The 11703-nt window shown below is 72.7% G+C and carries 12 protein-coding genes; 3 read left to right on the forward strand and 9 right to left on the reverse strand.

Translation table 11 applies throughout. The annotated features are described in order from the left end of the window. Positions 1-704 (forward strand): SDR family oxidoreductase (locus tag VIB11_RS12350; protein WP_332031530.1); only part of this gene is annotated, 704 nt, incomplete at its 5' end. Here VIB11_RS12350 and VIB11_RS12355 read toward each other — a convergent pair. The 4 genes from VIB11_RS12355 to VIB11_RS12370 form a co-directional block, all read right to left on the reverse strand. After that, positions 701-1198 carry a DedA family protein gene (locus VIB11_RS12355; protein ID WP_332031531.1) on the reverse strand — a complete coding sequence of 166 codons (498 nt, stop codon included), beginning with the start codon at positions 1196-1198 and terminating at the stop codon, positions 701-703. The two genes, VIB11_RS12350 and VIB11_RS12355, sit on opposite strands and share 4 nt — an antisense overlap. Before the next feature lie 121 nt (positions 1199-1319). After that, complete coding sequence (gene ilvC / locus VIB11_RS12360; RefSeq protein WP_332031532.1) at positions 1320-2348, reverse strand: ketol-acid reductoisomerase; 1029 nt, start codon at positions 2346-2348, stop codon at positions 1320-1322. Between the two features lie 101 nt (positions 2349-2449). Further along, entirely contained in the window at positions 2450-2962 is a 513-nt protein-coding gene (gene ilvN, locus VIB11_RS12365; RefSeq protein ID WP_332031533.1) for an acetolactate synthase small subunit, read from the reverse strand. Beyond that, on the reverse strand, positions 2959-4740 hold the full coding sequence (locus VIB11_RS12370) for an acetolactate synthase large subunit (protein WP_414695824.1): 1782 nt from the start codon (positions 4738-4740) through the stop codon (positions 2959-2961). The genes ilvN and VIB11_RS12370 overlap by 4 nt, the downstream gene beginning before the upstream one ends. A 394-nt stretch (positions 4741-5134) precedes the next feature. Here VIB11_RS12370 and VIB11_RS12375 point away from each other — a divergent pair, with 394 nt between their 5' ends. Continuing rightward, positions 5135-5605: a pyridoxamine 5'-phosphate oxidase family protein gene (locus tag VIB11_RS12375; protein WP_332031535.1), complete on the forward strand. Its 471-nt coding sequence runs from the start codon at positions 5135-5137 to the stop codon at positions 5603-5605. Positions 5606-5629: 24 nt separating this feature from the next. Here VIB11_RS12375 and ilvD read toward each other — a convergent pair whose 3' ends face one another. The 5 genes from ilvD to VIB11_RS12400 all read right to left on the reverse strand — a co-directional run bounded on the left by ilvD (position 5630) and on the right by VIB11_RS12400 (position 10367). After that, the gene (ilvD, locus tag VIB11_RS12380; protein ID WP_332031536.1) at positions 5630-7348 is read right to left on the reverse strand and encodes a dihydroxy-acid dehydratase; all 1719 of its coding nucleotides are present in this window, start codon (positions 7346-7348) and stop codon (positions 5630-5632) included. A 67-nt stretch (positions 7349-7415) separates the two neighbouring features. Further along, positions 7416-7940 carry a histidine phosphatase family protein gene (locus tag VIB11_RS12385; RefSeq protein WP_332031537.1) on the reverse strand — a complete coding sequence of 175 codons (525 nt, stop codon included), beginning with the start codon at positions 7938-7940 and terminating at the stop codon, positions 7416-7418. A 75-nt stretch (positions 7941-8015) separates the two neighbouring features. Continuing rightward, the gene (locus VIB11_RS12390) at positions 8016-8300 is read right to left on the reverse strand and encodes a MoaD/ThiS family protein (protein WP_332031538.1); all 285 of its coding nucleotides are present in this window, start codon (positions 8298-8300) and stop codon (positions 8016-8018) included. Continuing rightward, positions 8297-9382 carry an exo-alpha-sialidase gene (locus tag VIB11_RS12395; RefSeq protein WP_332031539.1) on the reverse strand — a complete coding sequence of 362 codons (1086 nt, stop codon included), beginning with the start codon at positions 9380-9382 and terminating at the stop codon, positions 8297-8299. Before VIB11_RS12395 ends, VIB11_RS12390 begins: the two co-directional genes overlap by 4 nt. A 58-nt stretch (positions 9383-9440) precedes the next feature. Beyond that, the gene (locus VIB11_RS12400) at positions 9441-10367 is read right to left on the reverse strand and encodes a 2-hydroxyacid dehydrogenase (protein WP_332031540.1); all 927 of its coding nucleotides are present in this window, start codon (positions 10365-10367) and stop codon (positions 9441-9443) included. Between the two features lie 158 nt (positions 10368-10525). Here VIB11_RS12400 and VIB11_RS12405 point away from each other — a divergent pair. After that, positions 10526-11703 (forward strand): fibronectin type III domain-containing protein (locus VIB11_RS12405; RefSeq protein ID WP_332031541.1); only part of this gene is annotated, 1178 nt, incomplete at its 3' end.

The following is an 11703-nucleotide window of genomic DNA, read 5'->3' on the forward strand; positions in this document are numbered from 1 at the left end:
GTCGCGGGCACCAGGCGTCGCCGGCCAGCCGGCGCTCGGGCGTCGACCTCGCCACCGGGGAGGGCCTCGCGGCTGCGGTGCGGGACGTCGACGCGGTCGTGCACTGCGCGACGAACCCCTTCCGCGCCAGGGCTGTCGACGTCGAGGGCACGCGGAAGCTGGCCCAGGCCCTCGCCGGCCGGCAGGATCCGCCCCACCTGGTGGCCATCTCGATCGTGGGGTGCGACCGCAACCCGTACCCGTACTACCGGGCCAAGACGGCGGCCGAGCGGATCATCGCCCAGAGCGGGCTGCCGGCCACGGTCGTGCGCGCCACGCAGTTCCACTCCCTGGCCGCCCTCATCGGCCGCTCACTGACCCTCGGGCCGCTGGCCCTCTCCCTCGGCGAGATGGCGGTCCAGCCGGTCGAGACCCGTTGGGTCGCGCAGCGGCTGGCCGACCTCGTGACGGGAGCGGCCCCGGACGCGCCGCGCCGCACCACCGACCTCGCGGGGCCACAGCTCCTGACGATGGCGGAGGTCGCCACCGCCCTGCGTGCCCATGCGGGCCAGGAGCCGCCGCGGGTGGTCAGGGTCCCGCCGCTCGGGGGGACCCTGCGGGCCTTCTCGGCCCGCACCAACCTCCCGGGCCCGGACGTCGAGACGGGCGGGCTGTCCTTCGCGGAGTGGCTGTCGGCGCAGCCCAACCCGCCCCGGAAGCACTAGGCGGCTGGATCGTCCGCAGCGTCCTCGGCGGGGGTGTCGGCGCCGGTGCCCGCGCGCCGACGGATGACGGCCGTGACGGCCCACACGAGCGCGGCCAGGGCCACCACGAGGACCAGCCACGGCCCCGCCGACCCGGCCACCCGGGCCTCGACGACCGCGAACCCCACCGTCGTGTAGAGCGCCGCCCAGACCAGGGCGCCGACGACTGCCGCCGGCAGGAACCGCGCCAGGGGCATCCGCAGCGCTCCCGCCGCCGCGATCACCGCCGTCTGCACGCCGACCGTGAGGAAGGACAGCGTCACGGCCGGGGCGCCGACCCGGCGCACGAACCGCTCGGCACGCACGACAGCCGGCCGGTCGAGGTGGCGTGCCCAGCGCGTCCGCTCCCCGCCGGCACGCAGGCCGCGCCCGGCCCAGTACGTCGCCGTCGAGCGCGCCAGGGCCAGGGCGAAGAAGAAGGCGAAGGCCGCGGCATACGGCCAGGACTCGGTCACCGCACCACCGCCCCTGCGCCCGCCGTCATGCGGCCCACCCTAGGCGCGCCCCCAGACGCCGTGTGCCGGTGGGCCGCCGCGCGCGGGTCCCACCGGCACACGGCGGTGTGGGTCGTGTGGGTCAGCGCGCGGCCGAGCCCTCGGTGTAGTCGGCGTCGGTCTCCTTGATCCAGGACATCAGCTTGCGCAGGTCCTTGCCGGTCGCCTCGATCGGGTGCTGGGCGCCCTTCTCGCGCAGGGCCTTGAACTCCGGCGCGCCGGCGTCCTGGTCCTCGATGAAGCGTCGGGCGAAGGCGCCGTTGCGGATGTCCTCGAGAACCGCCTTCATGTTCTCCTTCACGCGCGGGTCGATGACACGCGGGCCGGACACGTAGTCGCCGTACTCGGCCGTGTCGGAGACGGACCAGCGCTGCTTGGCGATGCCGCCCTCGACCATGAGGTCGACGATGAGCTTGAGCTCGTGAAGGCACTCGAAGTACGCCACCTCGGGCTGGTAGCCGGCCTCGACGAGGGTCTCGAAGCCGTACTGGACCAGCTGGCTCGCGCCGCCGCAGAGGACGGACTGCTCGCCGAAGAGGTCGGTCTCGGTCTCCTCTGTGAAGGTCGTCCTGATACCGCCGGCGCGCAGGCCGCCGATGGCCTTGGCGTAGGACTTGGCGACGTCCCAGGCCTGGCCCGAGGCGTCCTGCTCGACGGCGAGGAGCACCGGGACCCCGCGCCCGTCGACGTACTCGCGGCGCACGAGGTGGCCGGGCCCCTTGGGGGCGACCATGAGGACGTCGGAGCCGGCCTCGGGCTTGATGTAGCCGAAGCGGATGTTGAAGCCGTGCCCGAAGAGCAGCGCGGCGCCCGGCTTGAGGTTCGGCTGGATGTGCTCCGCGTAGACGGTCCTCTGCACCTGGTCGGGCGTGAGGATGACCACGAGGTCGGCCTCCTTCACGGCGTCGGCCACCGTCGTCACGGTCAGGCCCTCGGCCTCGGCCTTGGCCCGGCTGGTGCTGCCCTCCGCCAGGCCGACCCGGACGTCGACGCCGGAGTCGCGCAGGTTGAGCGCGTGGGCGTGGCCCTGGCTGCCGTAGCCGATGACGGCCACCTTCTTGCCCTGGATCACGCTCAGGTCTGCATCGTCGTCGTAGAACATCTCGGCCACGTCGGCCACTCCTTCGGTTCGGTTCGTCTGCGGTGGTGGTGGGCGGTTCTGGGGGTGGGTGGTTCAGGAGGTGGGTGGTTCAGGGGGTGGGCCCCGCCGGCTCAGGCGCTGCGGAGTGCGCGGTCGGTGATGGACCGGGAGCCGCGTCCGATGGCGACCATCCCCGACTGCACGAGCTCCTTGATGCCGAAGGGCTCGAGGACCTCGAGGAAGGCCGCGAGCTTGTCGCGGTTGCCGGTGACCTCGATGGTCAGCGCGTCGCTCGCGACGTCGACCACCTTGGCCCGGAAGAGCTGGACCGTCTCCAGCACGTGGCTGCGGCTCTGCTGGTCGGTGCGGACCTTGACGAGCAGGATCTCCCGCTGGACGGACGCGCTCGAGTCGAGCTCGACGACCTTGAGCACCTCGACCAGCTTGTTGAGCTGCTTGGTCACCTGCTCCAGCGGCAGCGCCTCGACGTCGACGACCACCGTCATGCGGGAGATCTCCGGGTGCTCCGTCGGCCCCACGGCGAGGGAGTCGATGTTGAACCCCCGACGGGAGAACAGCGCGGCGATGCGCGCCAGCACACCGGGCTTGTTCTCGACGAGCACCGACAGGGTGTGCTTGCTCATGCGTCCTCCCTCTCCCACGTCGGCGTCATGTTCCGCGCGATCTGGATGTCGTCGTTGCTCACGCCCGCCGGCACCATCGGCCAGACCATGGCGTCGCGGTGGACGACGAAGTCGACCACGACGGGGACGTCGTTGATCTCCATCGCCTTCTGGATCGTCGCGTCGACGTCCCCCGGCCGCTCGCAGCGCAGGCCGACGCAGCCGTACGCCTCGGCGAGCCGCACGAAGTCCGGGACCCGGCGGCCGACCGACGTGTGCAGGTCGGTGTTGGAGTAGCGCTCGTTGTAGAAGAGCGACTGCCACTGCCGGACCATGCCCAGGCTGGAGTTGTTGATGACGGCGACCTTGATCGGGATGTCGTTGATGACGCAGGTCGCGAGCTCCTGGTTCGTCATCTGGAAGCACCCGTCGCCGTCGATGGCCCACACGGTCCGGCCGGGCTCGGCGACCTTGGCGCCCATCGCCGCCGGCACCGCGAAGCCCATGGTCCCGAGGCCGCCGGAGTTGACCCAGGAGTTGGGCCGCTCGTACTGCACGAACTGGGCAGCCCACATCTGGTGCTGGCCGACCCCCGCGACGAAGACCGACTCCGGACCGCTGATCGCGCCGAGCCGCTCGATGACGTGCTGCGGCGCGACGGCGCTCGTGTCGTCGGGCGTGCTGTAGCCGAGTGGGTACGTGGACTTCCAGGCCGCAGTCTCCTGGCGCCAGGCGTCGTAGTCCCCCGAGCGCCCCGCCCGCTGGTCGGCCGCCACCGCCTCGACGAGGTCGGCGATGACCTCCTTGCAGTCGCCCACGATCGGGACGTCCGCGACCCGGTTCTTGGAGATCTCGGCGGGGTCCACGTCGGCGTGGATGACCTTGGCGTTCGGCGCGAAGGTCGACAGCTGACCGGTGACCCGGTCGTCGAACCGCGCCCCGAGGGTGACCAGCAGGTCGGCCTTCTGGAGGGCCGTGACGGCCGCCACCGAGCCGTGCATGCCGGGCATGCCGAGGTGCAGCGGGTGGCTGTCGGGGACGGCACCCCGTGCCATCAGCGTGGTCACCACGGGGATCTGGGTCAGCTCGACGAACCGGCGGAGCTCGTCGGAGGAGCGCGAGCGGATGACGCCGCCGCCGACGTAGAGGACCGGGCGCTTCGCCTCGGCGATCAGGCGGGCCGCCTCGCGGATCTGCTTGCTGTGGGGTCGGGCGACCGGGCGGTATCCGGGAAGCTCGAACCGCGGCGGCCAGGAGAACGTCGTGCGGGCCTGGAGCGCGTCCTTGCTGATGTCGACCAGCACCGGGCCGGGCCGGCCGGTCGCGGCGATGTGGAACGCCTCCGCGACGACCCGCGGGATGTCGTCGGCGTTGGTCACCAGGTAGTTGTGCTTGGTGATCGGCATGGTGATGCCGCGGATGTCAGCTTCCTGGAAGGCGTCGGTGCCGATGGCCGCGGAGCTGACCTGGCCGGTGATGGCCACCATCGGGACGGAGTCCATGTGGGCGTCGGCGATCGGGGTCACGAGGTTGGTCGCGCCCGGGCCGGACGTCGCCATGCAGACGCCGACCTTGCCGGTCGCGCTGGCGTAGCCCTCGGCGGCGTGACCGGCGCCCTGCTCGTGGCGCACCAGGATGTGCCGCACCTTGACCGAGTCGAGCAGCGGGTCGTAGGCCGGGAGGATCGCCCCGCCGGGGATGCCGAAGACGGTGTCGACCCCGACCGACTCGAGGGCGAGCACGAGGCTCTGCGCTCCGGTGACCTCGACCGGGGTCTTGGCCCGGGCCTGCTGCGCCAGCTGGGCCGGGGAGGGGGCTGCCGGCTTGGTGTCGCTCACTTCGTCACCGTTCGCTTTCCGATGGGACCTGGATGCTGGTGTCTGGCCACAAAAAAACCCTCCAGTCCGGGGCCGGACGACGGAGGGCAGCGCGCTGGCTCTGCGGGTGCAGGGCCTGCGCGCTAGGGAAGTACGAGAATTCGTGCCACACGTGAACTCTCCCGCCTGCTCACGGAGGTGTCAACGGGCGAGACAGGGAGTCTCGCAATGCGGGATGTGGTGTCCATCACCCGGTCACGCCCGGTCCGCGAAGTGGCGCCGCGGGCCCCACGCCCTCTGCCGCGGACTCCGCGTGGTGGCACCGCTGGCCGCACGCCCATTGCCGCGGGCTCCGATGCGCGGGCACACTCGCGCCATGGAGCCCGCGGCCGAGACGCTCCGCCTGCCGGCGGCCTACGGGTCGCCGAGCGTGCTGCTGGGCTGGTCCGACGTGGAGACCCGGCTGAGCGAGGCCGCCCACTACTGGCTCGCCACGGTGCGACCCGACGGCCGCCCGCACGCGGTGCCCGTCGACGGGCTCTGGGTCGGTGGCCGGCTGGTGTTCAGCGGAGACCCGGACGCGATCCACGAGCGCAACCTGGCGCGACACCCCGCCGTCTCCATCCACCTCGAGCAGGCGGAGGCGGCGACGATCCTCGAGGGGCGGGCCGAGCGGCACACCCCCACGGCGCTGGAGGCGCACGACCTGGCCTGCGCCTCCAAGGACAAGTACGGCTACGCCCCGCCCAAGTCGGCCTACCAGGCCGGCGTGTGGCGGGTGTGCCCCCGCGTGGTCCTGGCGTGGACCGCGCTCTACCGGGACGCCACGAGGTTCACGTTCGGCTGACCGGCCCCCTCTCCGACCCGGGCGTCAGCTGCAGACCGCTCCCCCGCTGGCACTGCCCACGAGGCGCCGGTACTTCGCCAGGACGCCCTTGGTGTACCTGGACGCCGGGGGCTCGAAGCCCTCGGCCCGGCGGGCCAGCTCGGCCTCGTCGACGTGGACGTCGAGCCGGCCGCTGGCGACGTCCAGGGTGATCCGGTCGCCGTCGCGCACGAAGGCGATCGGGCCGCCGTCGACGGCCTCCGGCGCGACGTGGCCCACGCACAGGCCGGTCGTGCCGCCCGAGAAACGCCCATCGGTCAGGAGGAGGACGTCCTTGCCCAGGCCCGCACCCTTGATGGCACCCGTGACCGCGAGCATCTCGCGCATGCCCGGCCCGCCCTTGGGGCCCTCGTAGCGGATCACGACCACATCGCCCTTGGACAGGCCGCCGGCCTCGACGGCGTCCATCGCCGCGCGCTCCCCGTCGAAGACCCGCGCCGTGCCCTCGAAGACGCTCTCGTCGAAGCCCGCCGACTTCACGACGGCCCCCTCGGGTGCGAGCGTGCCCTTGAGGATGGTGATGCCGCCGGTCTTGTGGATCGGCTCGCCGAGGGCGCGGACGACCTTGCCGTCAACGTCGGGCGGTGCGATGTCGGCGAGGTTCTCGGCGACCGTCCGCCCCGTGACGGTCAGGCAGTCGCCGTCCAGCAGTCCGGCCTCGAGCAGCGCCTTCATGACCACCGGCACACCGCCGACGCGGTCGATGTCGGTCATGACGAACTGGCCGAACGGCTTGACGTCGGCGAGGTGCGGCACGCGGGCGCCGATCCGGGTGAAGTCGTCGAGGGTGAGGTCGACCTCGGCCTCGTGGGCGATCGCCAGCAGGTGAAGGACCGCGTTGGTCGACCCGCCGAACGCCATCACCACGGCGATGGCGTTCTCGAAGGCCTCCTTGGTCATGATGTCGCGCGCGGTGATGCCGCGCCGGAGCAGGCCGACGACGGCCTCCCCCGAGCGCCGCGCGAAGCCGTCGCGACGGCGGTCGGTCGCCGGCGGCGCGGCCGACCCGGGCAGCGACATGCCGATGGCCTCCGCGACCGAGGCCATCGTGTTCGCGGTGTACATCCCGCCGCAGGCGCCCTCGCCGGGGCAGATCGCCCGCTCGATCGCGTCGACGTCCTCACGGCTCATCCGGCCGGCCGCGCACGCGCCCACCGCCTCGAAGGCGTCGATGATCGTGACGGTGCGCTCGGACCCGTCGGAGAGCTTCGCGATCCCCGGGAGGATCGACCCGGCATACAGGAACACGCTGGCGAGGTCGAGGCGGGCGGCGGCCATGAGCATCCCCGGAAGGGACTTGTCGCACCCGGCGAGGAGCACCGAGCCGTCGAGCCGCTCAGCGTTCATGACGGTCTCGACCGAGTCGGCGATGATCTCGCGGCTGACGAGGGAGAAGTGCATCCCCTCGTGACCCATCGAGATGCCGTCGCTCACCGAGATGGTGCCGAACTCGAGCGGGTAGCCGCCGCCGGCGTGGACGCCGTCCTTGACGGCCTTGGCCAGGCGGTCGAGCGAGAGGTTGCACGGGGTGATCTCGTTCCACGAGCTCGCCACGCCGATCTGCGGCTTGGCGAAGTCCTCGTCGCCGAGCCCGACAGCCCTCAGCATCCCGCGGGCGGCGGTCCTCTCCAGGCCGTCGGTGACGTCGCGGCTGCGGGGTTTGATGTCGACGCCGTCTGCTGTCCGGGGGTCCGTGGTCGCCATGGCCGGAGTCTAGGACCGGCAGACCACCCCATGGGACGGCAGTCTCGGCCCCTGGTCGCGGTGGGACTCAGCCGCGGCTGACGTGGCACCGCTCGAGGGCGGCCGTCCCCGGCGCGAGGTCCCCCCACTTGCCGCTGTAGCGCAGCACGGCCACGGTCGAGGTCGGGAAGCCGGCGGCGAGGACCTCGTGCGCGTCGCGCGACCCGTCGCCCTCGGAGAGGACGCTCGCCAGGGCCGCCATCGACGGGTTGTGGCCCACGACGAGGAGCACCTGGGCGTCACGGCTGTCCTCGCGGATCGACTGGAGCACCCCGTCCACCCCACCGGCGTAGAGCCGCTGGAGGAAGTCGACCTCCTCGCCGCAGGCTCCCCCGGCCTCGGCGTGCTGCCAGGTCTGGCGGGTCCGGACCGCGGAGGAGCAGAGCACGAGCTCGGCCCCCAGGCCCTGCTCGTGGAGCCACGCGCCTGCCGCCTCGGCGTCCCGGCGGCCCCGGGGCGTGAGCTCGCGCTCGACGTCGGACTTGCCGGGGACGTGCTCCGCCTTGGCGTGGCGGAAGAGCATGAGCACCTTGTCATCGCCGGCGAGGGTCATGCTCTGAGCATGCCCCCCGGCGGCCAGTGCTGCCAACCACGCGGCGGCCGCTGCCGGCAGCGTGGAGGTGTCGCGTCAGCCGCCCGAGACCGCGTTGATCACGTGCACCGTCGACCCGGGGCGCACGGGCGTGAGCACACCCTGCGCGCGCTTCACGTCCTCCCCGTCGACGAAGACGTTGACGTGGCGGCGGATCTCGCCGCGCTCGTCACGCACCCGGGTGGCGAGCACCGGCCACGGGCCGAACGCCTCGTCCAGGACGTCGCCGAGTGACGCCTCCTCCTCGAGCGGAACGGGGAGCTCGCTCGCGCCGGCCGCGAGGTCGCGCAGCACCCCCGGGATCACCACCCGCGCCGTCATGGCAGCGTCAGCGCCCGCACGCAGTAGACGTCGGGCAGCTGCGAGGCCAGGAGGGAGAAGGACTCCCCTCCGTCGGTGCTCGCGTAGACCTCGCCGTTGCGGGTGCCGACGTAGAGACCTGGCTCGTCGTCGGTGTCCGTGCAGGCGGCGTCGCGCAGCACGTTGGTGTAGCTGCTCGAGGGCAGCCCCTTGCTGAGGGTGCGCCAGGTCGCACCCGCGTCGTCGGAGCGCTGCACCTGCAGCTGCCCGCCCGGGGGGATGCGCTCGTAGTCGGAGGAGATGGGCACGAGCCAGAGGGTGTCTCCCCGCCTCGGGTGCACCACCACGGTCATGCCGAAGTTGGTGGGGAGACCCTCCTCGATGGACAGCCAGGTGACGCCCTCGTCGTCCGAGCGGTACACGCCGCGGTGGTTCTGGGCGTAGAGACGCGACGGGTTGGCGGCGTCCCGAGCGACCTTGTGCACGCACTGGCCGAACTCGGGCCACTCGTTGTGCGGCCAGAAGTAGGCATGGATGCCCGTGTTGCCCGGCGCCCAGGTCTTCCCGCCGTCGCGGGTGTTGTAGACGCCTCCCGTGCTCATCGCGACCAGCATCGACTCGGGGCTCTCCGGGCTGGGCAGCACCGTGTGGATGGCGCCGCCGCCGGCGCCCTCCCCCCACTCCGGCCGGTGCGGGTGGTCCCAGAGGCCGCGGTTGAGGGTGAACGTGGCACCCGCGTCGTCGCTGCGCCACAGGCCCTGCGGCTCGGAGCCGGCCCAGGTGACGTTGTCGTCGTGCGGGTCCGCGACGAGCTGCCACGTGGCCTTCAGGGCGGTGTCGGTCTCCTCGGGGAAGCGGATGGAGCCCTCGGGGTGCTCGACCCAGGTCGCGCCGAGGTCGTCGCTGTGCTGCAGCGAGGGACCCCAGTGGCTCGAGCGGAACCCGACGACCAGCCGTCTCCGGCCAGCCCGGGTGTCGAACAGCAGCGAGAGGACCTCGCTCATGAGGAAGTGGGGACCGTCGAGCTCCCACGTCGCGCGGTCTGCGCTGCGGGCGAGCCAGAGTCCCTTGCGGGTGCCGATGCCGACGATGGTCTGGGTCATCCCGTCAGCATGGCACCGAAGGACGACACCGACACCCCCACGTGGTGCCGCCCGGGCCTCAGCGCGGGTGGACGATGTTCAGCAGCGGCCGCCCCGCGGCATACGCCCCGAGCTGTTCGCGCAGGAGGCGCACGGCCCGCGGCCGGAAGGCGGTGGTCGCCCCACCGACGTGGGGCGTGATGAGCACCCCCGGGCTGGCCCACAGGTCGTGCTCCGGGGGCAGCGGCTCCGGGTCCGTCACGTCGAGCGCCGCGCGGAGCCGGCCGCTCGACGTCTCGCGGAGCAGCGCCTCGGTGTCGACGACCGGGCCCCGCGCGACGTTGACGAGCAGGGCGCCGTCGGGCATCGCGGCGAGGAAGGCCGCGTCGACCAGGCGGGTGGTGTCCTCGGTGAGCGGCACGACCACGATGACCACGTCGTGGTCGGGCAGAAGCATCGGCAGCTCGTCGATCCCGTGCACCGACGGCACGAGCCCGTCTCCCCGGCGGGCGCGGCTGGCCACGGCCGTGAGGCGAACCTCGAAGGGGGTCAGCCGCGCGGCGATGGCGCGACCGATGGAACCGTAACCGAGCAGCATGACGCGGCGGTCGGCCAGGGAGGTGTGGAACTCCAGCGGCAGCCAGCGCCGGTTCCGTTGTGCCGCGGCGAAGTCCTGCAGGTCGCGCAGCGCAGCGAGGGTCAGGGCGACGGCCAGCTCGGCCGTGGAGGCGTCGTGCACTCCACCGGCGTTGGCCAGGCTGACGCCGGTCGGGAGCTGGCGGAGCACGTCGTCGAAGCCCGCGCTGAGCAGCTGCACCAGCTCGACCCCGCTCGTATGCCGCAGGGCCGGGATGCGCCCCGCCGCACCCATGTAGGGAGGCACCACCACCCGCACCTCGTCGGCGCGAGGCGGGAGGCCGTCCATGTCCCAGGGGAGCAGCTCGAGCCCGGGCACCGGCCCGACGTCGTCGACCCAGTCCTGGCCGGGAAGCGTGGCAACGGTCATGCGCGTCACGGTAGCCCGTGCCTGGCCCGGCCGGGCCATGGGCGTTCGTGCATTTGGTGGAGCGGGCGCTACCGCACGCGCCTCGTGTGCCCCTGCGCCGCAGGGGGTGCAATCCGTATGAGGGCGCAGTCGGCGTCGCGCACGAGGGGAGTTAGGACATGGGTGGGAGCCAGAAGCGGTGGCATGGCAGGGGGTGGGCCGGCAGGCTGTCGGCCTGGCGCCGGCGAGCGGTGGGGGGTGGTCTCGCGCTCGCGCTCGCTGGCAGCGCCTTGGCGGCTGCCCCGTCGCAGGCGGTCGCGCAGGGGGTCGCGGGGGCGACCCCTTCAGCCTTCCTCGCGCTGCCGCCGGGTGCCCCGACGGGGGTCACGGCGACGATCACGCCGCACGGCGCGCTGGTGAGCTGGACGCCGCCGCCCGGCCCCATCGTCAGCTACCGGGTCGCCGCCCAGCCGGGCAACGCGGCCGCCAAGAACGTCCCGGCCAGCGCCACCAGCGTCACCGTCAGCGGCCTGGCCAACGGCGTTCCGTACACCTTCACCGTCCGCGCGGACAACATCGACGGCAACGGGACGGTCAGCGCTCCCAGCAACACGGTCATGATCGGCAGCACGCTCTCGACCGTGCCCGGCAAGCCGACGGGTGTCGTGGCCGCGGCCGACCTGGCGGCCCCCGGCACGGCGACCGTGTCGTGGACCCCGCCGGCCACCGACGGGGGCGCGTTCATCACGGGTTACCGGGTCACCGCACAGCCCAGCGGCATCGAGGTGGAGACGGGCAGGGACACCACGACGGCGACGGTCAGCAGCCTCGGCGGCGGCATCTCGCACACCTTCGTGGTCAAGGCGATCAACGACGTGGGGTCCTCGCTGCCGAGTGACGCGAGCAACGCCGTGGTCCTGGGTGGCGGGCCGGCAGCCGTGCCGCCCGACGCGCCGACCAACGTCACGGCCGTCGCCGGCGACCGGTCGGCGACGGTCAGCTGGACTCCCCCGGCCTCCGACGGCGGCAGCCCGATCACGAGCTACCGCATCACCGGCCGCGGCACCGACTACACCGAGACCGCGCCGGGGTCTGCGACGAGCTGGGTCTTCGACAACCTCGTCAACGGTGTCGAGCACAAGTTCAAGGTGTACGCGCTCAACGGTGCCGGGGAGTCGGTGGCCAGCGTGTTCAGCAACCCCGTCATCCCAGGCGTCGACTCGGGCACAGCCACCGTGCCGGACGCTCCGACCGGCGTGACGGCCAAGTCGGCCGCCGGGGCGGTCATCGTGTCCTGGACGGCACCAGCCGACGGCGGCAGCCCGCTCCAGAAGTACGCGATCAGCGTCCAGCCGGG

Source organism: Pedococcus sp. (assembly GCF_036554925.1).
Taxonomy (GTDB): Bacteria; Actinomycetota; Actinomycetes; order Actinomycetales; family Dermatophilaceae; genus Pedococcus_A.